This is a genomic window from Micromonospora sp. NPDC049257, from assembly GCF_040678915.1.
Lineage (GTDB): Bacteria > Actinomycetota > Actinomycetes > Mycobacteriales > Micromonosporaceae > Micromonospora > Micromonospora antibiotica.
The window spans coordinates 452,039-476,169 of sequence record NZ_JBFAQU010000002.1; the positions used below are offsets into that span (position 1 = coordinate 452,039).

At 73.3% G+C, this 24,131-nt stretch carries 22 protein-coding genes and 1 tRNA gene; 9 read left to right on the top strand and 14 right to left on the bottom strand.

All coding sequences use genetic code 11. The features are described 5' to 3' along the window. Positions 1–37 precede the first annotated feature (37 nt). Entirely contained in the window at positions 38–931 is an 894-nt protein-coding gene (locus tag AB0K25_RS05960; protein ID WP_363818743.1) for a carbohydrate kinase family protein, read from the top strand. Positions 932–951: 20 nt separating this feature from the next. Here AB0K25_RS05960 and AB0K25_RS05965 read toward each other — a convergent pair whose 3' ends face one another. After that, on the bottom strand, positions 952–1,473 hold the full coding sequence (locus AB0K25_RS05965) for a DinB family protein (protein ID WP_363818746.1): 522 nt from the start codon (positions 1,471–1,473) through the stop codon (positions 952–954). Between the two features lie 119 nt (positions 1,474–1,592). Between AB0K25_RS05965 and AB0K25_RS05970 the strand changes: the two genes are divergently transcribed. Then, a complete protein-coding gene (locus tag AB0K25_RS05970) occupies positions 1,593–1,790 on the top strand; it encodes a hypothetical protein (protein ID WP_208568803.1) in 198 nt (65 codons plus the stop codon). Positions 1,791–1,923: 133 nt separating this feature from the next. Here AB0K25_RS05970 and AB0K25_RS05975 read toward each other — a convergent pair whose 3' ends face one another. Next, entirely contained in the window at positions 1,924–3,072 is a 1,149-nt protein-coding gene (locus tag AB0K25_RS05975; RefSeq protein WP_219464106.1) for a polysaccharide pyruvyl transferase family protein, read from the bottom strand. A gap of 459 nt (positions 3,073–3,531) precedes the next feature. Here AB0K25_RS05975 and AB0K25_RS05980 point away from each other — a divergent pair, with 459 nt between their 5' ends. Continuing rightward, positions 3,532–4,491, top strand: coding sequence for a phosphotransferase (locus AB0K25_RS05980; RefSeq protein WP_219464107.1), 960 nt, complete (start codon positions 3,532–3,534; stop codon positions 4,489–4,491). An 89-nt stretch (positions 4,492–4,580) separates the two neighbouring features. On the opposite strand, the gene AB0K25_RS05985 is transcribed toward AB0K25_RS05980, so the two are convergent. The 7 genes from AB0K25_RS05985 to AB0K25_RS06015 form a co-directional block, all read right to left on the bottom strand. After that, entirely contained in the window at positions 4,581–5,369 is a 789-nt protein-coding gene (locus tag AB0K25_RS05985) for an alpha/beta hydrolase (RefSeq protein WP_363818750.1), read from the bottom strand. Positions 5,370–5,427: 58 nt separating this feature from the next. After that, positions 5,428–5,787, bottom strand: a complete 360-nt coding sequence (locus AB0K25_RS05990) for a nuclear transport factor 2 family protein (protein WP_219464110.1) — start codon at positions 5,785–5,787, stop codon at positions 5,428–5,430. A 111-nt stretch (positions 5,788–5,898) separates the two neighbouring features. Beyond that, positions 5,899–5,970: transfer RNA gene (locus AB0K25_RS05995), tRNA-Val, on the bottom strand. 139 nt (positions 5,971–6,109) lie between these two features. Further along, complete coding sequence (locus AB0K25_RS06000) at positions 6,110–6,577, bottom strand: peroxiredoxin (RefSeq protein WP_204959437.1); 468 nt, start codon at positions 6,575–6,577, stop codon at positions 6,110–6,112. A gap of 104 nt (positions 6,578–6,681) precedes the next feature. After that, entirely contained in the window at positions 6,682–7,119 is a 438-nt protein-coding gene (locus AB0K25_RS06005) for a DUF3052 domain-containing protein (RefSeq protein ID WP_091238156.1), read from the bottom strand. A gap of 113 nt (positions 7,120–7,232) precedes the next feature. Continuing rightward, on the bottom strand, positions 7,233–10,307 hold the full coding sequence (locus tag AB0K25_RS06010; protein ID WP_363818754.1) for a thiamine pyrophosphate-dependent enzyme: 3,075 nt from the start codon (positions 10,305–10,307) through the stop codon (positions 7,233–7,235). A 62-nt stretch (positions 10,308–10,369) separates the two neighbouring features. Beyond that, positions 10,370–10,849 (bottom strand): MarR family transcriptional regulator, encoded by a 480-nt coding sequence (locus AB0K25_RS06015; RefSeq protein WP_363818757.1) that lies wholly within the window; start codon positions 10,847–10,849, stop codon positions 10,370–10,372. Positions 10,850–11,092: 243 nt separating this feature from the next. Between AB0K25_RS06015 and AB0K25_RS06020 the strand changes: the two genes are divergently transcribed. Beyond that, on the top strand, positions 11,093–12,760 hold the full coding sequence (locus AB0K25_RS06020) for an alkaline phosphatase D family protein (RefSeq protein WP_363818760.1): 1,668 nt from the start codon (positions 11,093–11,095) through the stop codon (positions 12,758–12,760). Positions 12,761–12,924: 164 nt separating this feature from the next. Here AB0K25_RS06020 and AB0K25_RS06025 read toward each other — a convergent pair whose 3' ends face one another. Beyond that, positions 12,925–13,329, bottom strand: a complete 405-nt coding sequence (locus AB0K25_RS06025) for a YjbQ family protein (RefSeq protein WP_219464114.1) — start codon at positions 13,327–13,329, stop codon at positions 12,925–12,927. Between the two features lie 242 nt (positions 13,330–13,571). On the opposite strand from AB0K25_RS06025, the gene aceE reads away from it, so the two are divergent. Continuing rightward, positions 13,572–16,310: a pyruvate dehydrogenase (acetyl-transferring), homodimeric type gene (gene aceE, locus AB0K25_RS06030; RefSeq protein WP_363818764.1), complete on the top strand. Its 2,739-nt coding sequence runs from the start codon at positions 13,572–13,574 to the stop codon at positions 16,308–16,310. A gap of 127 nt (positions 16,311–16,437) precedes the next feature. On the opposite strand, the gene AB0K25_RS06035 is transcribed toward aceE, so the two are convergent. Continuing rightward, complete coding sequence (locus tag AB0K25_RS06035) at positions 16,438–16,884, bottom strand: SRPBCC family protein (RefSeq protein ID WP_357535504.1); 447 nt, start codon at positions 16,882–16,884, stop codon at positions 16,438–16,440. A 184-nt stretch (positions 16,885–17,068) separates the two neighbouring features. Between AB0K25_RS06035 and AB0K25_RS06040 the strand changes: the two genes are divergently transcribed. The 3 genes from AB0K25_RS06040 to gltX all read left to right on the top strand — a co-directional run bounded on the left by AB0K25_RS06040 (position 17,069) and on the right by gltX (position 21,214). Next, positions 17,069–18,394, top strand: coding sequence for a GH1 family beta-glucosidase (locus AB0K25_RS06040; RefSeq protein ID WP_363818767.1), 1,326 nt, complete (start codon positions 17,069–17,071; stop codon positions 18,392–18,394). Next, positions 18,391–19,668, top strand: a complete 1,278-nt coding sequence (locus AB0K25_RS06045; RefSeq protein ID WP_219464119.1) for an MFS transporter — start codon at positions 18,391–18,393, stop codon at positions 19,666–19,668. The genes AB0K25_RS06040 and AB0K25_RS06045 overlap by 4 nt, the downstream gene beginning before the upstream one ends. A gap of 148 nt (positions 19,669–19,816) precedes the next feature. After that, positions 19,817–21,214: a glutamate--tRNA ligase gene (gltX, locus tag AB0K25_RS06050; RefSeq protein WP_363818858.1), complete on the top strand. Its 1,398-nt coding sequence runs from the start codon at positions 19,817–19,819 to the stop codon at positions 21,212–21,214. 91 nt (positions 21,215–21,305) lie between these two features. Here the strand turns inward: gltX and AB0K25_RS06055 are convergent, their stop codons facing one another. Next, positions 21,306–21,941 (bottom strand): copper resistance CopC family protein, encoded by a 636-nt coding sequence (locus AB0K25_RS06055; protein ID WP_363818772.1) that lies wholly within the window; start codon positions 21,939–21,941, stop codon positions 21,306–21,308. A gap of 222 nt (positions 21,942–22,163) precedes the next feature. Here AB0K25_RS06055 and AB0K25_RS06060 point away from each other — a divergent pair, with 222 nt between their 5' ends. Next, entirely contained in the window at positions 22,164–22,826 is a 663-nt protein-coding gene (locus tag AB0K25_RS06060; protein ID WP_208568929.1) for a hypothetical protein, read from the top strand. A 222-nt stretch (positions 22,827–23,048) separates the two neighbouring features. Here AB0K25_RS06060 and AB0K25_RS06065 read toward each other — a convergent pair whose 3' ends face one another. After that, positions 23,049–23,405, bottom strand: a complete 357-nt coding sequence (locus AB0K25_RS06065; RefSeq protein WP_363818775.1) for a hypothetical protein — start codon at positions 23,403–23,405, stop codon at positions 23,049–23,051. Between the two features lie 103 nt (positions 23,406–23,508). Next, on the bottom strand, positions 23,509–24,048 hold the full coding sequence (locus AB0K25_RS06070; protein WP_363818778.1) for a hypothetical protein: 540 nt from the start codon (positions 24,046–24,048) through the stop codon (positions 23,509–23,511). Positions 24,049–24,131: the final 83 nt, after the last annotated feature.

A 24,131-nucleotide genomic window follows, 5' to 3' on the forward strand; every position in this document is an offset into this window, starting at 1 on the left:
CCAGGATAGGCGGCGGCGCCCGGTTACCGTCGACGCCATGGTGGACCTGCTCGTCGTCGGTGGGCTGGGCGTCGACATCCGCACCCGGGTGCCCGCGCTGCCGCTGCCCCTCGCCGATTCCGTCACCGTTCCCGGGATCGAGCTGCGGGTCGGCAACACCGGGTCGGGGGTGGCGCTGGCCGCCGCAGCGCTCGGACTGGCGGTGACCGTGGTCGACGTGCTGGGGGTCGACCCGGCCGGCGACGTGGTCCGCGCCGCGCTGGCCCGCACCGGCATCCGGTCGGTGTTGGCCGACGATCCCGGGGGCACCCGCCGGTCGGTCAACCTGGTCGACCCGGCCGGCCGCCGGATGGCGCTCTACGACCCCCGACCGTGGCGTGGGGAGCCGCCGTTCCCGCGCGCCGAACTGGCCGCGCTGGCCGGCGGCGCGGCCCACGTCCACGTTTCGATCATCGACTGGGTCCGGGGCCGGTTGCCCACGCTGCGCGCCGCGCTGGCCCCGGGCGTGCTGCTCTCCACCGACCTGCACGACTGGGACGGCGACGACCCGTACCACCGGCCCTTCGCCGAGGCGGCGGACCTGGTCTTCGTCAGCGGCGTCCGGCTGGGCGACCGGGCCCCGGCGGTCGCCGCGGCGCTCGCCCCCCGGACGGTGGTGGTGACCCGGGGAGCGGACGGCGCGGACGTCCACCCGGGCGACCGGCCCCCGGTGCGGGTGCCGACGACGACACCGCCCGGTGCGGTGGTCGACACCAACGGGGCGGGCGACGCCTTCGCCGCCGGCCTGATCGCCGCCCGGCTGCGCGGGGCGGCGCTGCTGCCGGCCACCGGGTACGCCGCCAGGGTCGCTGCGGCTGCCTGCACCCACGACGGGATGGAGTATCCGACCGGGCTGTTCCCCGCCACGCCCGGCCCACACCGGCCCGGCTGACGTCGTGCTCCGGCAGGGGGTCAGACCGCGCCGGTGCTGCCGTCGGTCAGCTCACGGAGGATGTCGGCGTGCCCGGCGTGCCGGGCCGTCTCCTCGATCATGTGCACCATGATCCAACGCAGCGACACCTCACCGAGCTGCGGCTGCGCGACCACATGGTCCAGGGGAAACCGGGCGGCCAACTCTCGGGACCGGGCACACGCCCGCTCGTAGCCGTCGGTGAGCTGGTCGAGGGTCTCCCCCGGCATCAGGGCGAAGCTGGCCGCCGCGTCCTCCTCGGAGGTGGGGAAGACATCGCCGGGGGCCGGGGCGAGCAGGAACGGGAACCAGTTCCGCTCGACCAGGGTGAGGTGCCGCAGGATGCCGGCCAGGGTGGTCGCCGACGGCACCAGCCGACGGGACGCCTCGGCGTCGGTCAAGCCCCGTGCCTTGCGCAGCACGGCCGCGCGGTGGAAGTCGAGGAACGCGTCGAGCACCGCCCGCTCGTCACCGGTGCGGGCCAGTACCGGAGCGAGCGTCGGGTCGATCTGGATCTCCGCCATCAGCGGACGATACCCGCACCCCGACCCTGCCGGCCGACCGGCGCGGCCCGGACCGTCGGAGCCGTCCCGCTGTCCCGGCAAACCCTGCGGCCCGGCGTCCGGCTTGGCAGGATGGGCGCATGTCTTCGACGGTACGGATTCCCCTGGCGGACGGCCCGGCTGACGGCGAGGCGGTCGACGTCGAGCTGGACAGCAACGACCGGCCCCCGCTGACCCATCACCACCTCGGCCCGCAGGGGCTGGCCGACGCCCACATCTACGAGCTGGAGTCGGCCGGCGACCAGTGGCGCTACCGCTGGCGCGGCCCGGTGCTCTGACCCCGCCCCGGTTGCCGGGAACCGACCTGCCCGCCGATCAGGCAACCATCCGGGCCGCGTGCCCGCCGATCACACAACCATCCGGGCCTCGTGCCCGCCGATCACACAACCATCCGGGCCGCCTGCCCGCCGATCAGGCGGCCATCCGGGCCAGGGTGCGTGAACGCAGGCCGTCCAGCACCGCCCGGGTGACCTGGGAGGTGCCTCGGGCCTGGTCGCACACCTCGGCGACGCGGCGGGCGGTGGCCTCGCGGCGGGAGTCCCGTTCGTCCCAGAGCCGGTCGACCTCCGCCAGCAGCGGACCCTCCACCTCACGTTCCACGCCGCGCAGCGCCGGCACGCCGAGCCGCTGGGCCAGGTCGAAGACCTTCCCCGCGTACGGCAGGGGCAGGAACGGGGTGCCGACCATCGCCGCGAAGATCAGGAAGTGCAGCCGCATGCCGACCGCCAGGTCAAAGTGCTTCATCAGGCCGAGCACCTGCCGGGGCGAGTAGTCACCGTGCAGGATGCGCCCCCGGTCGGCGGCGATCATGTGGGACAGCACCCCGTGCGAGTGCCGGATGTCGTCGCGTTCCATCGGTACGAACAGCACGTGCGCGTCGATCCGTTGCACCAGGAAGTCGCCGATCTGGGCGAGCAACCGGTGGTACCCGTCGACGTCGAGTCGTTCCGCGGCCCGCCCCGGCTCCCGGACGCTCAGCCCGACCAGCCGCTTGCCGGCGGGCACCCCCTCCTCGCGCAGCAGCCGGGCCGGAAAGTCCTCCGGCTCCAACAGGAACGCCGGGTCGGCGGTGACGGTGATCGGGTTGAGCAACCCGGCCTCCTCCAGCACCATCCGGGACTCCTGATCCCGGACGGTCACCTCGGTCGCCCCGGCCAGCGTCTCCCGGACCATGCCGGTGTCCACCCCGTCGCTGAGCGGCCCGACCCCCACCGCGTACGTCAGCAGGGGCAGCCCACGTTCCTGGGCGACCCGCACGACGCGCAGGTAGCGGCGGGCCTCCTTGTCGTACAGGATGCCGCCCCCGCCGAGGATGAGCAGGTCGAGCTGGGCCAGCACCTCGGCCGAGTCGACCCGGCTCACGCCCTCCCAGGGCACCGCCTCGACGTCGGGGTGGGCCAGCGCGGTGTGCGCCGGATTACGGGAGAACACGATGATCCGGGCGTTCGGCTCCTGTTCCCGCAGGTCAGCCAGCAGACCGGTGAGGATCGCCTCGTCACCGAGGTTCCGACCGCCGTACGAGCCGAGCACACCGATGGTCAATCCGGTGGGACCCCTCATCCGTCACTCCTCCCCAGAACCGTCCCGCCCGCATTCCCCCCCAACCCCAACCCATGCCCCAGCCGAGCCCCCGCCCCTCCCCCGTCCCCGCCCTCCCCCGTCCCCGCCCCGGTGATCAAGAGGTTTACGTCAACCCACCCGGGCGGAATGACGTAAACCTCTTGATCACCGAAAACAGCGGTGGGGGTGGGCGGGTGATCAAGAGGTTTGCGTCAGGTCGGGCCGGTGGGGTGACGCAAACTTCTTGATCACCGGGACGGGGCGCGGGCGGGGACGGGACGAGGGCGGGGACGGGGCGGGGACGGGGACGGGGACGGGACGAGGGCGGGGACGGGGGCGGGGACGGGGCGGGGGCGGGGACGGGACGAGGGCGGGGACGGGGACGGGGGTGGGGCGGTACGTGGGGTGGGTGGGGTAATCGGGTTGCCTGGGGTGTGGGGTGCTCGCCAGGGTGGGGGGATGGCGGATGCGAACGCGGGTGGGGGCAGGATCGGGTGGGATGAGCTGCCCGGGCATGTCCGGCAGGCGGTGGAACGGATCATCGGTGACCGGGTGGTCGAAGCGGTCTCCCAGCCCGGTGGATACTCCCCCGGCACGGCCGACCGGGTGCTGACGGCCGACGGGCGACGGGCGTTCGTCAAGGCGGTCAGCTCGGCGCAGAACCCGGACACCCCCCGGATGCACCGCGCCGAGGCCCGGCACACGGCCGCACTGCCCCGGTGCGCCCCGACGCCCCGGCTGCTCGGCTGTCACGACGACGGTGAGTGGGTGGCGCTCGTACTCACCGATGTCGACGGCCGGCACCCGCACACGCCGTGGCGGCCCGCGGACCTCGACCCGGTGCTGCGCGCGTTGGAGGCGCTGGCCGACACGCTCACCCCGAGCCCGGTGCCGGACGTGCCGACCGCCGCCGAGCGGCTGGCCCACGATTTCGCCGGCTGGCGGCGGATCGTCGCCGACCCGCCGCCCCGGCTCGACCCGTGGGTCGCCGCGCACCTGGTCGAGTTGTGCGCGGCGGCCGACCGGGGGCTGGCCGGGCTGACCGGCGACACCCTGTGCCACCTGGACGTGCGGGCCGACAACCTGTTGATCGACGCGGACGGTGCGGTCACCGTGGTGGACTGGCCGTGGGCCTGCCGGGGGCCCACCTGGTTGGACACGGCGCTGCTGCTGGTCAACGTGCGGCTGCACGGCGGGCACGACACCGAGGCGCTGCTGCGCCGGTTGCCACTCACCGCCGATGTCGACCCCGCCACCCTGACCGGCTTCTATGCCGGCCTGGCCGGTTTCTTCACCGACAGCGCCCGCCGCCCGCCACCGGCCGGCATCCCCACCGTCCGTGCCTTCCAACAGGCCCAGGCCACCGCCCTCGTCCCCTGGCTCCGCCACCGCCTCGAAACCCCCGGAGCAGTCCGGTGATCAAGAGGTTCACGTCAGCCTGCACCGCTTTTCTGACGAATACCTCTTGATCACCGCACCGGTGGTGGGGTGACCTCGGCGGGTCGGGGTCAGCGGAGCTGGTGGGTGAGGAAGGGGACGACCAGTTGGGGCAGGAGGGGGGTGGTGAGGATGTCGTGATGGGTGAGGCCGGGGAGTACCGCCAGGCGGGAGGTGGGGCGGCCGGTGCCGTCTGCGCCCGGGTGCCGGTGGCCACCGCCGAGCAGCCGGTAGAACTCGGCCATGTGGGTGACCGGGATCGAGTCGGCGTCGGCGAAGACCAGCAGGGTCGGTACGGCGAGGGCGGCCACCTCCGGCGACCAGTCGTACTCGTGGCGCAGCAGGGCACCGGACTTGGCCCACAGCTGCGGCCAGTCCTGGGGCCGGGGGGCGATCCGTTGGTAGAGCTGGTGCGGGGGCGTACCACGCATCTGCTCGCCCGCCCGTTCGTCCTGGCCGGCCATCATGGTCAGCACCTCGGGATACCAGCCCCGCCGCCGGCACGGGGTGGAGATGAGCACCAGCCGACGCACCAGTTCCGGGTGTTGGATCGCGGTACGCAGCGCCACCCCGCCACCGAGGGAGTAGCCGAGCACCTCCGCCCCGGGCAGGTCGAGGTGGCGTAGCAGCGCGGCGACGTCGTAGGCCATCGACTCGTACCGCAGGGGTCGGTCCACGTCGGCGGTCCGGCCGTGGCCCTGGAGATCCACCGCGATCACCCGGCGACGCTCGGCCAACGCCGGCAGGATCGGGGCGAACGTCTCCGTCGAGCCGTAACCACCGTGCAACAGCACCAGCGGCGGTCCGTCGCCGTGCTCCTCGTACCAGAGGCGCAACCCGTTGACGTCCGCGTAGCTCACCGGTGTCTCCCCGCCTCGGGCCCGGGGGCGTCGCCCGGGCCACCACGACGGCAGCGCCTCACGCCTCGGGCCGGTCGGGGGCGGCCTGCGGCTTCGCCGACAGGCCCCACAGCTCCACGATCCGGTCGTCGCGGAAGGTGAACATCTCCAGCATCGTCGCCGTCGAGCCGTCGGCGAGGCCGACCATCTCGGTCCGGGTCGCCACGCGCTCTCCGTCCGCGACCAGATCCTTCAGGGTCACCCTCAGGTCGGGATGCTGCGCCCACATCTGCTGCCAGGCCTGCTGCACGCGCCCCCGGCCGGTGGCCCGCAACGGATGGCTGTAGAAGGTGCCGGCGAAGATGGTCTCGATGGCCGCCACGTCCCGGCGGTTGAACGCGTCGTACATGCGCTCGGCGATCCGGCGTCCCTGATCCACCAGGCGAGTATGCCCGATGTACGTCTCCACGGGAGGCCGGTCGGGACCGTCGCTGCGGTCAGCCGCCGGATCCCCGCTCTACGGGATCGCCACGGTGCCTGTGGTGCGGGGTGGGCGCGGCAGGTTTCGAACCTGCGACCCCTCGCTTGTAAGGCGAGTGCTCTCCCACTGAGCTACGCGCCCGGAACGCCCGTGCGGGCGGGCCGGTGGCTGGCAAGCTTACCTGCCGGCCGCCGGCCCGTCGCAACGGTGTGCCGATCGAGCGGTGTGCCGCCGCACCGACGGAACCGGTACGACGGCACGCGCGGTCGCCGCGGGAACGTCAGGCGGCGACCGTGTCGGCGAGCGCCTTGCGCCAGCTCTGCTGGTCACGCGCCTCACCCGGCATGTTCATCTCGGCGAACCGGACGATGCCCGCCTTGTCGATGACGAAGGTGCCCCGGTTGGCGATGCCGGCGAGGTCGTTGAAGACGCCGTACGCCTGGGCGACCGCCCCGTGCGGCCAGAAGTCGGCCAGCAGCGGGAACTGGTAGCCCTCCTTCTCGGCCCAGATCTTGTGGGCGTAGATCGAGTCGACGCTGACGGTGAGCACCTGCACGTCGTCGTTGACGTAGTCGTTGAGGTTGTCCCGCACCTCGCACAGCTCACCCTGGCAGATGCCGGTGAAGGCGAGCGGGTAGAAGACCAGCAGCACGGTGCGGTTGCCCCGGTAGTCCGAGAGCCGTACCTCCTGGTTGTTCTGGTCCTTCAACAGGAAGTCGGGCGCCTCGGCACCAACCTCGATCGGCATGCGAACTCCTTGGGTCGACTCTGAGGTGGGTCCAGCCTGCCACACCCGGCGCGGACGCCCCGGGTGCGGGATTGCTCAGTTGGGCCACGGCCCGGCCGGGGAGCCTACTTACGCCCCTTGGACCCCCGGCGCAGCACGAGCCGGGCGGCGCTCCAGTCCAGGCCGGCGTTGAGGGTCGAGGTCTGCTGGAGCCCGGCGGTCTGCGCCGACTCGGCGACCTCGCTCGGCTCGACGTGCCCGTCCCGGCCGGCCTTCGGGGTCAACAGCCACACGACTCCGGCGTCGGCCAACGGACCGAGGGCGTCGACGAGGAGCTCGAAGAGGTCACCGTCTCCGTCGCGGTACCAGACGAGCACCGCGTCGACCACCTCGTCGGTGTCCTCGTCGACCAGTTCTCCACAGCGGTCGGTCAGGGCGTCCCGGAGATCCTGGTCGACGTCCTCGTCGTACCCCATCTCCATGACGACCATGCCCGGTTCGATCCCGAACCGGTCCGCCAGGAGACGTACCCCGTCGGCGGCCTGACCAGCGGTCGCGCTCACTGTCGCGTGCCTCCTCATCTCGTCCCTGCCCAGCGGCGTCGCGGTGACGCCGTCAGGCAGAGTCCACACAGTTGTGGTCCGTCGCGCAAGTGGCGCACCGGGTGGAACGGAATTTACCGTGCCAGCAGCGTACGGGCACCCTGGGTAATGGCATCCTCGGAGACCAGCACCTGACGGGCAGCCGGACCTAATGGTACAAACGAGTCGACTGCGGCCACCCGCCGCGCCGCTCCCACAAATCCGGCGTCGACAAGCGTCGCGAGGATCCCCTCACCGACCCCGCCGGACCGCCGGGTCTCATCCACCACCAGCACCCGACCGGTCGCGGACGCCTCCCGGATCAGGTCCGCCACCGGCAGCGGTGCCAGCCACCGCAGGTCCACCACCCGGCAGCCGATCCCCTCGTCGGCCAGGGTCGACGCCGCCCGCAGCGACATCCGCACCCCGTTACCGAACGTGACGATGGTGACGTCCTCGGCCGAGCCGACGCCGTACACCCGGGCCCGGCCGATCGGCGCGTGACCGGCCGCCCAGTCGGCCGGCTCGGCGTAGGACCCCAGCCACTCGCCGTCACCCGGCTCGTACAGGTCCCGGGTGTGGTAGAGCGCGATCGGCTCCAGGAACACCGAGACGGTGCCGTCCACCACGGCGGCGGCCAGGCAGGTCCGCAGCAGCGGACCGGCGTCGTCCGGCCGCGCCGGCACCGCGACCACCAGACCAGGCACGTCCCGCAGTACGGCCACCGAGTTGTCGTTGTGGAAGTGCCCGCCGAACCCCTCCTGGTAGGCCAGCCCCGGCACCCGAACCACCATCGGGTTGCGGAACGCCCCCTGCGAGAAGAACTGCAACGTGGCCGCCTCGCCCCGCAGCTGGTCCTCGGCGTTGTGCAGGTACGCCAGGTACTGGATCTCCGGCACCGGCAGCATCCCGGCCAGCCCGGCGCCCAGCCCCAACCCCAGCACCGACGTCTCGTCCAGCAGGGTGTCGAAGACCCGGGCCGCCCCGAACCGCTCCCGCAGCCCCTTGGTGACCCCGTACACCCCGCCCTTGGCCGCGACGTCCTCCCCGAAGACCGCCAACTGCGGGTGGCTGAGCATCCCGTCGGCGAGCGCGGCGTTGATGCTCTGCGCCAGGGTCAGCGGGCCGGCCAACTCCGGGGGCTTGCCACCGAACGCCGCCACCCGGTCGGCCGCATCCGGCCCGGCCGCCCGCTGCGCCGCCTGCGCCACCGTCGTGGCGACCCGCTTGGGCCGGCGGGGCGACAGCGGGGCCACCACGTCGACCGGGGCAGCCAGCTTCGGCTCGTCGAGCACCTCCTCGGCGGTCCGCCGCACCTGCCAGCCCCGCTCGTCGTAGCGGGCCAGCAGTTCCTCGCCGGTGGCCACCCCCGCCTCGACGAGCAGCCGGGCGGTGGCCAGCACCGGATCGCGCGCCTCGTCGGCGGCGATCTCGGCGGTGCTGCGGTACGCCCGCTCGGCGTCCGCCCCGGCGTGCCCCAGCAGCCGTACCGTCCGCAGGTGCAGCACCGCCGGCCGCCGGTGCCGCCGCACCCAGCCGGCGGCCTCGGCGGCCACCACGTGCACGGCCACCGGGTCGGTGCCGTCGGCGGTGAAGTAGCGCACCCCGGGCCGGGCCCGCAGGACCCGCTCCACCCAGCCGTCCGGCGACCGGACGCTGATGCCCAGGCCGTTGTCCTCGCAGACGAAGAGCACCGGGATCCGCAGGCCGGTGTGGTCGTACCAGCCGGCGGTGTTGAACGCGGCGGTGGCGCTGGCGTGGTTGACCGAGGCGTCGCCGAACGAACAGACCACGATGGCGTCGCGGGGCCACGGCGAGCGCGGCGGACCGGCCGGGTCGTCGCGCCGGCCGGCGGTGTCGATCCGGCGCAGCCGTTCCAGGGCCAGGCCCAGGCCGACCGCCCGGGGCAGGTGCGAGGCGATGGTGGAGGTCGTCGGCACCACCGCCAGGTCGGCCCGGCCGAAGACCTTGTGCCGGCCCCCGGCGATCGGGTCGAGGGTCGAGGCGACCATCCCGCGCAGCACGTCCCGGGCCGCCCCGGCGTACGCCTCCTGCCACCCGTCGTCCCCGCCCGGTCCCGGGTCGACCGCCGTTGCCGGGGACGTCCCGGTCACCGGGAGCCCGGGGCCGGCCGGACCGGGACCGGCGGAGACGGGACCCCCGGAGACGGCATCGGTGGCGGTGGGGACGGCATCGGCGGCGGTGGGACTGCCCGGGGCGGGGTCCGGGGCGGCGGTCACCGGGGCGGCGGCGGGGGCGGCGGGGGTGCCCTCCGGGGCGGCGGGCCGCTGCCGGGGCACCGGCTCGGTGGTGCCGTCGCTGCCCACCCGGTAGGCCACCGGGCCGACCGGGACGGGCTGGCCGACCGGGCCGGCGTCACCGTCGAGGGGGTCGGTCGTGCCCACCGGCGCGGGGCGTTCGTCCCCGGCGTCGGCCGCTGGACCGGCTGCCGGCGACGATCCGGCGGGGCCGCTCCCGGCGGCCGACGACGCACCTGTGCGGTCCGGTGCCCCGACCGGGTGGAGGGATTCCGGCTCACCGGCCCCCGGGGCGGTGCCGTCGTCGGGGTCACCGCCGGCGGGCGGGGAACCGATCGCCGCCACGCCGTCCCCGCCGGTGCGGTCGACGGCCGGGCCGTCGCCGTCCGGGAAGCCGACAGCCACGGCGTCGCCGCCCGGGAAGCTGCCGGCCGGGCCGTCGCCATCCGGGAAGCTGCCGGCCGGGCCGTCACCGTCCGGGAACCTGCCGGCCGAACCTTCGCCGCCCGGGGAGCCGACAGCCACGGCGTCACCGTCCGGGAAGCTGCCGGCCGAGGCGTCGCCGCCCGGGAAGCTGCCGGCCGCCTGGGCAGCGCGCAGACAGTAGAAGGCGCCCGAGCGGTAGTGCAGCAGGGCCGGGTCGGTGGGGCGCAGCGCCGCGGCCACCGCCGCGTTGGCCTCGTGCCCGGCGGAGCCGATCGTGTAGAAGCCCTCGTCGAAGCTGCGCAGCCAGCGGCCGGCCAGGTCGAGCTGACGGCTGGTCACCTGCGCGTCGAAGAGGGCGAGCAACTGCCGGCCGGTCAGCGCGGCGGCCGGCCGTAGCGGTTGCCCGGGGTCACGCCGCCGCTCGGGCTCGGGTAACGCGCCCAGGGTCTCCCGGAACCGGTCGTCGAGATCTTGCGGGGTGGTCACGCGATCAGCATTACCGACGGAGGCCACGGTCGCCCACTCAGACACGACCCGACCGGGGTGAGTCAGTCCACCGCGCACCGCTGCGGGCAGTCCCCGTCGGACACCTTCTCCACCAGTTCCCGCAGCGTGGACAGCTCCTCGACGGTCAATCCGACGAGCAGCCGGGAACCCGACAGCGCCTCGCGCACCCGTTCCCGCACCCGGCGGCCCTCGTCGGTGACCAGCAGTGTCTTCTGCCGCCGGTCGATCGGGTCGACCCGGCGGGTGACCAGCCCGGCCTGTTCCAGCCGGTCGACCAGGGCGGTCACGTTGGACCGGTCGCACGCCAACCGGACGGCGAGGTCACGCGCCGGCGACGGCCGGTCCGGGTCCAATTCGCACAGTGCGCGGGCCGCCGCCGGGGTGAGTCCCAGCGCACCGAGAGCGGCCTCCTGGTCGTGCCGGATCGCGTCGGCGACGTGCAGGAACCGGCGTACCGTCTCGCCCGTCAACCCGGCGCGGTCGCCCCGGTCGGCCTGCGTGCGGCCGGCACCCTGCGTCATCCCCCGACTGTACGGCCGCGCCTACCGCCCACCGCACCACCGGGCCGATCGACACCGCTGCCCGCCGGATGCCGACGTCGGGCTGCGCCGCCCGACCAACGGCCGCCCGACACGCCGCCCGGGGCGGTCGCCGGCCGCTGTTCGGCTGGCGGAGACGACGACGGTCTCCAGTCGTCACCTGACGGTCACCGTGGGTCGCGACGCTGCCGGGGTCAGGTACGCACCCCGTCCCGGGAGGTTCCCATGGCACTGTCCCGCCGTACCGTCCTGCTCTCCGGCGCGGCGCTCGGCGCGGCCGGCGCGACCGCCGGTCTGCCGACGTCCGCCGACGCCGCCGACGGGCGTCCCGCCCGCCCGGTGGGCACCGCCCGCCACCGACCGTTGATCTGGCCGTTCACCCTCGGGGTGGCCTCCGGCGACCCGGACCACGAGGGGGTGGTGCTGTGGACCCGGCTGGCCCCGCAGCCGCTGGCCGAGGACGGGTTGGGCGGCATGCCCGACCGGACGGTCGAGGTGCAGTGGGAGGTGGCCGCCGACGAGCTGTTCCGGCACGTCGTCCAGCGGGGTACGGCGATCGCCCGGCCCGAGTCGGCGCACAGCGTGCACGTCGAGCTGACCGGGCTGCTGCCGGGGCGGGAGTACTTCTACCGGTTCCGGGCCGAGGGGCACCTCTCCCCCACCGCCCGGACCCGCACCGCGCCCGACCCGGCGTCCCTGCCCGCCGCGCTGGCGATGGGTTTCGTCTCCTGCTCCCACTACGAGCAGGGGTACTTCACCGCCTACCGGCGGCTGGCCGAGAGCGCGCCGGAGCTGATCCTGCACCTCGGCGACTACCAGTACGAGTACGCCCGGGAGTACGGCCCGGACCGGCCGCGCGGGCACGAGGGGCCGGAGACCCGGACACTGGCCGGCTACCGGCAGCGGCACGCCCAGTACAAGACCGACCCGGATCTGCAGGCGGCGCACGCGGTGGCCCCCTGGGCGGTGGTCTTCGACGACCACGAGGTGGAGAACAACTGGGCCGGCGCGGTGCCGGAGGAGCCGGACCCGAACTTCCTGGCCCGGCGGGCCGCCGCCTTCCAGGCGTACCACGAGAACATGCCGCTGCGGCGGGCCTCGGTGCCGCGCGGTCCGGACATCGCGCTGCACCGGCGGTTGCGCTGGGGGCGGCTGGCCACCTTCCACCTGCTCGACACCCGGCAGTTCCGGGACGACCAGGCGTGCGGGGACGGCTACCGGGACTGCCCGGCGGCGGCCGACCCGGGCCGCACCATCACCGGGACGGCACAGGAGCAGTGGCTGCTGGACGGGTTCCGCCGCTCCGACACCCGCTGGGACCTCCTCGCCCAGCAGGTGTTCTTCGCCGCCCGGGACCGCGACCCCGGGCCGACCCGGCTGACCAGCATGGACGCCTGGGACGGCTACCTGGCCTCCCGGGACCGGATCACCCGGGGCTGGGTGACCGCCGGGGTACGCAACCCGGTGGTGCTCACCGGGGACGTGCACGCGCACTGGGCGGCCGACCTGAAGCTGGACTACACCGACCCGGGCGCGCGGACGGTCGGCACCGAGCTGGTCTGCTCCTCGGTCACCTCGGGCGGGGACGGCTTCGACTCGGCCAGCGGCTCGCACCCCTGGTTGCGCACCAATCCCCACCTGCGGTTCCAGAACGACCTGCGCGGTTTCGTCCGGACCACGATCACCCCGGCGCAGCTCAGTGCGGACTTCATGGTGCTGCCGTACGTGAGCCGGGCGGGCGCCCCGGCGTACCCCCGGGCGTCGTTCGTGGTCGAGGACCGGGTGCCCGGCCTGCACCAGACGGGCGACCGCCCGCCGACGACGGCCCGCGCGCTGCCGCCGGGCGTGGACCGGGACCGGTACACCGTCGAGACGGAGACCGGGCTGCGCTGAGCCGCCCCGACGCGGCGGCCGGGACGCGCCGGGGGCCGGGACGGCCGGGCGACGGGACGGCCGGGCGACGGGACGGCCGGGCGACGGGACGGCCGGGCGACGGGACGGCCGGGCGACGGGACTCGGCGCCCGGGTGGCCGGCGGCGAGGGCGGGCGGGGCGGGGTCAGCCGGGGAGGAAGGAGAAACGGAGCTGGCGCGACGGGTTGTCACCGTTGGGGTCGACCAGGCAGACCGACTGCCAGGTGCCGAGCTGGAGTCGCCCGCCGAGCACCGGCAGGGTCGCGTACGGCGGCACGAAGGCGGGCAGCACGTGGTCGCGGCCGTGGCCGGGCGAGCCGTGCCGGTGCCGCCAGCGGTCGTCGGTGGGCAGCAGGTCGTCGAGGGCCCGCAGCAGGTCGTCGTCGGAGCCGGCGCCGGTCTCGATGATCGCCACCCCGGCGGTGGCGTGCGGCACGAAGACGTGCAGCAGGCCGTCGCCCTGCCCGGCGACGAATCGCTCGGCCTCGGCCGTGACGTCGACGACGGTGGGTCGGGAACCGGTCCGGACGGTGATCACCTCGCTGCGCATACGGCGCATTCTGCCGCATCCGACCCGTTACCGCCGCCGTCCCCGGCCGCCGGGGCCGGGCCCCCGGTGGGCCGACCCCGGCGGGGCGACGGCGGCCGGCCCCGACGCGGCCGACCGGGCAAAGTTACCGGTGGGTACCTGTGTTCAGCGTCGCGTCTGGGGGAGCTAGAGGTGACGACGGGTGCCACCAGAGGGCAGGATGGCGCTAGAGACCTATCCCACACACAACCGAGGGAACGCCTGTGGCTACGGAACGCAAGCGCCCGGTGATCACCGCTGGTCTGCCGAGCCAGCTTCCGGACATCGACCCCGAAGAAACCAGCGAGTGGGTCGAGTCGCTCGACGGTGTCATCGACGAGCGCGGAACCAAACGCGCCCGGTACGTCATGCTGAGCCTGCTGGAGCGGGCCCGCGAGCGGCAGGTCGGGGTGCCGTCCCTGACCACCACCGACTACATCAACACCATCACCCCGGAGCAGGAACCCTGGTTCCCGGGTGACGAGCACATCGAGCGGCGGATCCGGGCGTACGTCCGGTGGAACGCGGCGATGCTGGTGCACCGGGCGCAGCGGCCGGAGATCGGCGTCGGTGGGCACATCTCCACCTTCGCCAGCTCCGCCTCCCTCTACGAGGTGGGCTTCAACCACTTCTTCAAGGGCAAGAACCACCCGGGCGGCGGCGACCACATCTTCTACCAGGGGCACGCCTCCCCCGGCATGTACGGGCGGGCGTTCCTGGAGGGTCGGCTCTCGGAGGACCAGCTCGACGGGTTCCGGCAGGAGCTGTCCCACCCGGGCGGCGGACTGCCGTCCTACCCGCACCCGCGGCTGATGCCCGACTTCTGGGAGTTCCCCACGGTCTCCATGGGTCTGGGCCCGCTGAACGCGATCTACCAGGCCCGGTTCAACCGCTACCTGCAGCACCGGGGCATCAAGGACACCTCCCAGCAGCACGTCTGGGCCTTCCTCGGCGACGGCGAGATGGACGAGGTCGAGTCGCTCGGCGCGATCGGCGTGGCCGCCCGCGAGGAGCTGGACAACCTCACCTTCGTGATCAACTGCAACCTTCAGCGGCTGGACGGCCCGGTCCGGGGCAACGGCAAGGTGATGCAGGAGCTGGAGGCGTTCTTCCGGGGCGCCGGGTGGAACGTGATCAAGGTGGTCTGGGGCCGGGAGTGGGACCCGCTGCTCGCCGCGGACACCGACGGCGCGCTGGTCAACCTGATGAACACCACCCCCGACGGCGACTACCAGACCTACAAGGCGGAGTCCGGGGCGTACGTGCGGGAGCACTTCTTCGGCCGGGACCAGCGGACCCGCAAGATGGTCGAGCACCTGTCCGACGACGAGATCTGGAACCTCAAGCGGGGCGGGCACGACTACCGCAAGCTCTACGCGGCATACAAGGCGGCCACCGAGCACACCGGGCAGCCGACCGTCATCCTGGCCAAGACCATCAAGGGTTGGACGCTGGGCTCGCACTTCGAGGGCCGCAACGCCACGCACCAGATGAAGAAGCTGACGCTTGACGACCTCAAGCTGTTCCGCGACCGGCTCTACCTGGACATCCCGGACAAGGCGCTGGAGGACAACCCCTACCTGCCGCCGTACTACACCCCGGGTGAGTCCTCGGACGAGATGGCCTACCTGCGGGAGCGGCGCGAGCAGCTCGGCGGTTACCTGCCGTCCCGGCGGACCAGCCACAAGAAGCTGTCGATCCCGGGGCCGGAGCGGTTCTCCGACGTCAAGCGCGGCTCGGGCAAGCAGAAGGTGGCCACCACGATGGCCTTCGTCCGCCTGCTCAAGGACATCATGAAGGACAAGGAGTTCGGCAAGCGCTGGGTGCCGATCATCCCGGACGAGGCGCGTACCTTCGGCCTCGACTCGATCTTCCCGACCGCGAAGATCTACTCCCCGCACGGCCAGCGGTACACCTCGGTCGACCGGGACCTGTTCCTGTCCTACAAGGAGTCGACGACCGGGCAGATCCTGCACGAGGGGATCAACGAGGCCGGTTCGGTCGCCTCGTTCACCGCCGCCGGCACCGCGTACGCCACCCACGACGAGCCGATGATCCCGATGTACATCTTCTACTCGATGTTCGGGTTCCAGCGCACCGGTGACGGCTTCTGGGCGGCGGCCGACCAGATGGCCCGGGGCTTCGTCCTCGGCGCGACCGCCGGGCGGACCACGCTCAACGGTGAGGGCCTCCAGCACGAGGACGGCCACTCGCTGCTGCTGGCCGCGACCAACCCGGCGGTGGTCGCCTACGACGCGGCGTTCGGGTTCGAGCTGGCGCACATCGTGGAGCGCGGCCTGCACCGGATGTACGGCGAGGACCAGGAGAACATCTTCTACTACCTCACCGTCTACAACGAGCCGATCCACCAGCCGGTCGAGCCGTCCGAGCTGGACGTCGAGGGGCTACTCAAGGGCATCTACCGCTATGCGCCGGCCCCGCAGGTCGACGGGCCGCGGGCCAACATCCTGGCCTCCGGCACCGGCATGCAGTGGGCGCTCAAGGCGCAGCAGCTGCTCGCCCAGGACTGGGGGGTGGCCGCCGACGTCTGGTCGGTGACCTCGTGGTCGGAGCTGCGCCGCGACGCGGTGCTCTGTGAGGAGCACAACCTGCTCAACCCGGGCGCGGAGCAGCGGGTGCCGTACATCCAGGAGAAGCTGGCCGAGGCCGACGGGCCGAAGGTCGCGGTCAGCGACTGGATGCGCGCGGTACCGGACCTGATCGCCCGCTGGGTACCTGGTGACTACACCTCGCTCGGCACCGACGGCTTCGGCATGTCGGACACCCGGCACGCGCTGCGTCGGCACTTCCACGTCGACGCCGAGTCGGTTGCGGTGGCGACGCTGCGGCAGCTCGCCCTGCGCGGGACGATCCCGGCCGGTGTCCCGGCCGAGGCGGCCAAGAAGTACGCGATCGACGACGTCAACGCCGCCCCGGTCGGTGAGACCGGCGGCGACAGCTAGTTCCCGGGTACGACGAAGGGCCCGGCGCCTCGCGCCGGGCCCTTCTCGTGTCCTCCGCCCGCTCCGCCCCTGCGTGATCGAGCGTGATCTTGACCGGATCCGCAGGTGGTGCCGACGGGGTGTCGGGTCAGCCGACGACGGCCAGGTCGGTCAGCCGGGCCAACGAGTCCTCCAGGTCGGCGCCGACCCGACGCAGCCCGAGGCGCAGCAGGGCGCCCTTGACCGGGCCGGCCGGCCAGCGGACCACGATCAGTCGGACGATCGTGCCGCCCTCCTCCTCGTCGGCGGTGAGCTGCACGTAGATCTCGGTGCGTGCCTCGGCGCGGGCACCGGCCCCCCGGGCGCGTTCCCGCCAGCCGATCAGGTTGGGCTCCTGGTAGGCGATCACCTCGGCCTCGTGCGCCGAGCCGCGCCCGGCCTGGACGAGTTGTCGACGGCCGAAGCCCTCCCCCGAGAGGACCTCGGCGGCCCGGACCCCGGCCAGCCAGGCGGGCAACTGCTCGGCCCGCTGGACGACTTCCCAGACCGCTTCCACCGGCGCCGTCACGTGCGCACTGCGTTCGACGAGGATCATTCTGTTTCTTCCCCCACTGAGGACATCCGCGATATTCCGCACTCTATGCGCTAAATCGGACTTACTGGGACGTGTTCGGAAAAAGACACGCCGGAAGCCCTTGCGCCCGCATTGCCCCGCACCTATGGCGCTCCCGGGCTTCGCGCCCTAGAGTGCGAACACGTTTCGCGTTCTGGGAGGGTGGATGACGACCGCACCGATCCCCGGTTTCCCCGCCGGCTTCCGTTGGGGGGTGTCCACCTCCGCGTACCAGATCGAGGGAGGCGCCACCGCCGACGGCCGGGGACCGTCCATCTGGGACACCTTCGCGCACACCCCCGGCCGGATCATCGACGGCAGCACCGGCGACGTGGCCTGCGACCACTACCACCGGCACCGGGAGGACGTCGCGCTGCTGGCCGGGCTCGGGGTGTCGGCGTACCGGTTCTCGATCGCCTGGCCCCGGGTCCGCCCCGGCGGCACCGGCCCGGTCAACGCCGCCGGCCTGGACTTCTACGACCGGCTCGTCGACGACCTGCTGGCCGCCGGCATCGACCCGGTCGCCACCCTGTTCCACTGGGACCTGCCGCAGCCGCTCCAGGACGCCGGCGGCTGGCTGAACCGGGACACCGCCGCCCACTTCGCCGAGTACGCCGACGTGACCGCCGAACGCCTCGGCGACCGGGTGAAACTCTGGATCACCCTCAACGAGCCGTTCATCCACCTGAGCCTCGGCCACGGCACCGGCGAACACGCCCCCGGCCAGACCCTGCTCTTCGACTCCTTCCCCGCCGCCCACCACCAACTGCTCGGGCACGGGCTGGCGGTGACCGCGCTGCGCGCCCACAGCACCGCCCCGGTGGCCATCGCCAACAACTACTCGCCTGTCGTCCGCCACGGCGACACCGACGCCGACCACGCCGCCGCGGCGGCGTACGACGCCCTGCACAACCACCTGTTCACCGACCCGCTGCTGGGCCGGGGCTACCCCGACGGCTTCGACCCGGGCGTGGTACGCGACGGCGACCTGGCGGTGATCGCCGCGCCGCTGGACGTGCTGGGGGTCAACTACTACAACCCCACCGGGGTACGCGCCCCCGAGGAGGGCTCGCCGCTGCCGTTCGAGCTGGTCCCGCTGGAGGGCTACCCGCGTACCGCGTTCGACTGGCCGGTGGTCCCGGACGGGCTGCGTACCCTGCTCGTCGGCCTGCGCGACCGGTACGGCGACGCGCTGCCGCCGATCCAGGTCACCGAGGGCGGCTGCGCCTACGACGACGTCCCGGACGCCGACGGTCAGGTGCCCGACCCGGACCGGATCGCCTACCTCGACGGGCACCTGCGCGCCGTCCTCGCCGCCATCGACGAGGGTGTCGACGTGACCGGGTACTTCGTCTGGTCGCTGCTGGACAACTGGGAGTGGGCGGAGGGCTTCACCAAGCGCTTCGGCCTGGTGCACGTCGACTTCGCCACCGGCACCCGTACCCCGAAGTCCTCGTACGCCTGGTACCGGTCCCAGGTCGGCCGGGGGTGACCACCGTCGACCCGACGCCGGCCTCGCTGCCGGCGGCGCTCGCCGACCCGGTCGTCCCGGTCCGGCGCAGCTGGATCGCGTTGATCTTCGCGGCCAACCTCGGCGTGTGGATGGCCTTCTTCACCCCCATCCAGGTGCTGCTGCCCCAGCAGGTGGAACGGATCTCGCCGGACCACAAGGAGGCGATGCTGGCCGTCGTCACCGGGCTGGGCGCGCTCGCGGCCGTGCTGGCCAACCCGCTCGCCGGGGCGCTGTCGGACCGCACCTGCCTACGCGTCGGCGGGCGGGAGTTCGGCCGCCGGCACGTCTGGACCGCAGGTGGGGCGGTGCTCGGCGCGCTGGCGCTGGTGCTGCTGGCCCGGCAGCAGACCATCGCCGGGGTGGCGCTGGGCTGGGTCGCCGCCCAGGTCTGCTTCAACGCGATGCTGGCCAGCCTCACCGCCGGCATCCCCGACCGGGTGCCGGTGGTGCAGCGCGGCGGGGTCTCCGGGTGGGTGGGCATCCCGCAGGCGCTCGGCCTGGTGCTCGGCGCGGTGCTGGTCACCGCCCTGGTCAGCGGCACCGTCCCCGGCTACACGGCGATGGCGTTGGCGGTGCTGCTGCTGTCGCTGCCGTTCGCGTTCCTCACCCCCGACGACCCGCTGCCCCGGGAACACCGCCCACCGCTGCGGCTGCGCGCGCTGGTCGCCTCGATGTGGATCGACCCACGCCGGCACCCCGACTTCGCCTGGGCCTGGATCACCCGGTTCCTGGTGCAGATCGGCAACGCCCTGGGCACCCTCTACCTGCTGTACTTCCTCACCGACGGGGTGCGCTACCCCGATCCCGAGGGCGGGCTGCTGGTGTTGATCCTGCTCTACACCCTGGGCATGATGCTCACCGCCGTGGTCTCCGGGATGCTGTCCGACCGCTCCGGCCGGCGCAAGGTCTACGTGATCGTCTCCGGGGTGGTGATGGCGGTGGCCGCGCTGCTACTGGCGGTCGCGCCGACCTGGTCGATGGCGCTGGTCGCGGCCGTGCTGCTCGGTGCCGGCTACGGCGTCTACCTCTCGGTCGACGCGGCGCTGATCACCGAGGTGCTGCCGCGCGCCACCGACCGGGCCAAGGACCTCGGGGTGATCAACATCGCGAACTCGGCACCCCAGGTGCTCGGCCCGGCGCTGTCCGCCCCGATCGTGGTCCACCTGGGCGGCTACCCCACGCTCTACGCCGTGACCGCCGTGGTCACCCTGCTCGGCAGCGCCCTGGTCCTCAAGATCCGGGGCGTGCGCTGACCCCCGGCGGCGACCCGGCCGGTCCGGGCCGGGTCGCCGCCGCCCGCAGGTCGGGAACGCCCGTCGGTGGCCGGCCCGGCAACGGCGTCCGGCCCCCTGGGGAAACCGGGTCGCGGCCGGCCGTAGGCTGGACGGCGTGACGGTACGTGTGCGCTTCGCCCCTTCCCCGACCGGTATGTTCCACGTCGGCGGCGCCCGCTCGGCGCTGCAGAACTGGATCTACGCCAAGCAGCAGGGCGGGGTGTTCGTGCTGCGCGTCGAGGACACCGACGCCGCCCGCAACAGGCCCGAGTGGACCGAGGGCATCCTGTCCGCGCTGGACTGGATCGGCATCGCCCGCGACACCTACGAGGGCCCCTACTTCCAGTCCGCGTACGCCGGTGAGCACCGGGCCGCCGCCCAGCGGCTGCACGACGCCGGGCGGGCCTACTACTGCGACTGCACCCGGGAGGCCGTGCAGGCGCGTACCGGCTCGCAGTACCAGGGCTACGACGGCTTCTGCCGGGACCGGGGCCTGCCGCCGGGCGAGGGGCGGGCGTTGCGCTTCCGGACCCCCGACGAGGGCACGACCGTGGTGGTCGACCTGATCCGGGGCGAGCCGACGTTCGAGAACAAGCTGATCGAGGACTTCGTCATCGCCCGCGGCGACGGCTCCCCGGTGTTCCTGCTCGCCAACGTCGTGGACGACATGACGATGGGGATCACCCACGTGATCCGGGCCGAGGAGCACCTGCCGAACACCCCGAAGCAGCAGCTGCTCTGGGACGCGCTGGGCGTCAAGCCGCCGATCTGGGCGCACGTGCCGGTGGTGGTCAACGAGAAGCGGCAGAAGCTGTCCAAGCGGCGCGACAAGGTGGCCCTGGAGGCGTACCGGGACGAGGGTTATCTCGCCGCCGCGATGCGCAACTACCTGATGCTGCTCGGCTGGGCGCCGTCGGGCGACCGGGAGATCGTGCCCTGGTCGGTGATCGAGGAGGAGTTCCGGTTGACCGAGGTCAACCCCTCCCCCGCCTTCTTCGACGAGAAGAAGCTGCGCGCGTTCAACGGCGAGTACATCCGGGCGCTGCCGGTCGACGAGTTCGTGGCCGCCTGCCAGCCCTGGCTGACCGGCACCGACACCATCGCGCCACCGCCGTGGCAGCCGGCGGAGTTCGACGCCGACGCCTTCGCGGCGGTGGCCCCGCTGGCGCAGACCCGGATCGCGGTGCTCAGCGAGATCGTGCCGAACGTCGACTTCCTCTTCCTCGCCGAGCCGCTGATCGACGAGGCGGCCTGGGCCAAGGCGATGAAGGAGGGTGCGGCCGACCTGCTCGACGCGGCCGTCGCCGGCTACACGGAACTGGCGTCCTGGGACGCGGCGTCGCTGAAGTCGACGTTGGAGGCGGTCGGCGCGGAGCGTGGCCTCAAGCTGGGTAAGGCGCAGGCCCCGGTCCGGGTGGCGGTCACCGGCCGCACCGTCGGGCTGCCGCTGTTCGAGTCGCTGGAGGTGCTCGGTCGGGAACGCACCCTGACCCGGCTGCGCGCCGCCCGACTCCGCCTGGTCTGACCACCACGGCACCCGTCAGGGCCCGCCGTTTCCCGGCGGGCCCTCGCCGCACCCGGTCAGGGGCGGGCCGATCGGTCATCGGCGGGGCCGGTCAGGGGCGGGCGGAGCGGCGTCGGCGCAGGAACAGGCCGGCGGCGAGCACGGCCAGCAGCACCAGGCCGCCGGCCGCCCAGAGCCAGCCCCGACCGGTGTCGTCGGTGCCGGCAGCGGCGACCGGGGTGGTCGACGGGGAGGCGGGGGCGGGGCTGCTGCTCGGCGTCGGGGTGGTGCCGGCCGTCGGGGTGGTGCCGGCCGTCGGGGTGGTGCCGGCCGTCGGGGTGACCGACGGGGGTGCGGCGGCGGTGCCGGTGGTGAGGGTGAACCGCACCTCCCCCTTGACCGGGTGCCCGTCGTTGGAGGGCAGTTGGTATCCGACGATGTAGAGACCGGCCGCCCCGGGGGAGAACGGCACGCTGACCCGGCTGCCGGAGAAGGCCGGTGCGCCACCGGCGGCCGGGACGTTGTCCGGTCCGACCACTGTGATCTTCGTCCGTTCGGGGTCCAGTTTGGCCAGAAAGCGCAGCTCGACCTTGGCCGGCGCGGTGGCCACCTTGGCACCGTTGACGGGATTGCTCCCGGTAAGCGAGTTATGCGCGAACGCCGGCGTCGCCGGCAGCAACGCCACGCCGAGCGCCACGCCGACGAGCACTGGCACCGCCCGCGTCAACCGTGGGACCCTGCCCCCCATGAAGCCCTCCGCAAAGGTACGATCCGCCCGCTGATCACGCGGCTTCCCATTGGTCGTTCCAGGATCACAGATAGTTCCACATATTGTTCCCAGAGCTGCATCCGCGCGATGTTCCATGAAGTCTATGAGGTGGGCCGGTGTCGTCCGGTCGATCACCGACGTCGACCGACCCGCACGTGACCCGCAGCACAGCCATCCATCGAACGGGGCGAGGAGGCGGCTATGGTCGACAGGGTGAGGCGGCTACTCTCAGTGGTCACCACGGTCGTGACGGCGGCGGTGCTGGCCACCGGCGTGTCCGCGCAGCCGGCCGGGGCACACCGGGCGGCGCCGAAGACGCCACCCGCCGGAGTGGACATCACCGGCGTCGGGTTGACCGAGCCGTTGCGCCTGCGCACCGACACCGCTGCGACCCAGGTGGTCGCGGTCATCGACCAGGTCAGCTGGTTCGGCCGCACCGGTGAGGCCAAGGGGCCCAAGCCGGCCGACCTCGGTCCGAAGTACACCATCGTGGTGCTCGCCGGGGACGTCCCCAAGCAGACGTACGACCTCTATCCGCTGGCCAAGGGCGGCCCCCGGGCCTTCCGGCCGGCCAAGCAGCCCGACGCGCGCAAGACCACCGCCGGGTGGTTCCTGGGCCGGCTCAACATGTCCGAGACGCTGCGCGCCGCCGGGGTGCCGCTGGAGCGGCGACCCGACACGGTCACCGGTGGCGTCGGTGGCGGCGAGCGGACGCTCCCGGAGGAGGCCCTGAACCCGGGCCGGGGTTTCGACGACGCGATCGACGAACTCCAGCGGCTGCTGCTGCTCAACGTCGGCGTGATGCTGGTGATCACCGTCGGCCTGGCGGGCATCGCCCTGCTGGTCCGCCGCCGCACCCGCTGATCCACACCGCCGCCCTCCGCACCCTCGGGGGGCGGGGGGCGGGGGTTGCGTGCCCGCTCGGCACAGCGGTCGGCGAGACGCCCCTCGGCACCTACGGTCGGCGAGACACCCGCTCAGCGTGGCGACCGGCGGCGACGCAGGTCGCGCCGGACGCCGCGTCAACACCAGCGGCGGCAGTCAGCACCAGCGTTGTGGCGGGCGGTCAACAGCAGCGGCGAGCGGTCAGCACCAGCGTTGTGGCGGGCGTTGGAGACGCTGCGGACGCCGGCCCGGCCGCACCGGCCCGTGCCGGTGGGCACCGGCCCATCCGGCCAGGTCGCTGCGGCAGTGCCGGGTCGGCGCGTCGGGCTGACCCGGCGGACCGGGTTCCACCGCCGCCGGTCGGGACACCGGCGCGTCGGCCGGCTCGGTGCCCCGCTGGCGGGGCAGCGCCACCTCGTCGTCGGCCCGCTCAGCCACCCGACAGACCTGTTCCGTCGCCAGCCGGCGGTGCGGTCGGGCCGCCCCCGGCTGGTCGTGCTGGCCCGGCCGGCAGGGCTCGCCCTGGGCGCAGCCGTGTTCGGCCTCCCCGTGCGCCATCCCGGTCTCCTCACGTTCGCGTCGCGCGCCGCGACGACACCCCGGCGCGGCAGTGCCACCGTACTGGCCGGCACCGACGCGTCGTGCAGCGCGTACCCCGGTGTCAGGACTTGGGGCGACGCGGGAAGATCGTCTCCCAGACCGGGAACGCGACCAGCCAGATCAGCAGCCCGACGGTGAGGTTACGGATCCAGTCCGACAGCTCCCGGGTGCGCTCGTCGTCACCGACGATCACGATCGCGGTGACGAGCAGGGCACACGCGACGGCCCAACCGAGCAGCGCCTTCCCCCACTCCCGCCACTCGTACCGGGTCCGCGCCCAGCCGTACCGGGGCGGCTTCACCGGCGGCGGGCCGCCCGCGAACCGGTGGGCGAAGCGCTGGTCCGCCCAGCGGATCAGGGAGTGCCCGAACGCCACCGAGAAGCCGAGGTAGATGGCGGCCAGCCCGTGGGTGGCGTCCGCGGTGGCGCCCCGGCGCAGGTCCACCGCCGCCGCCACCAGCAGCACCAGGTCGACCAGCGGGCCGCAGACCAGCAGCGCCGCCCCGAGTCGGGGTCGACGCAGCGGGTACCGGGCGATCAGCCCGGCGACGAGCAGCACCCAGAATCCGATCTCGCAGCCGATGATGATCGCCAGCAGCATGCACACCTCCCCGTTCGGTTCCAGCGTGCCGGGGCGGTCCGGCACCCACCTCACCGGCGGGGACGAGTTGCGGGTCCATCGTT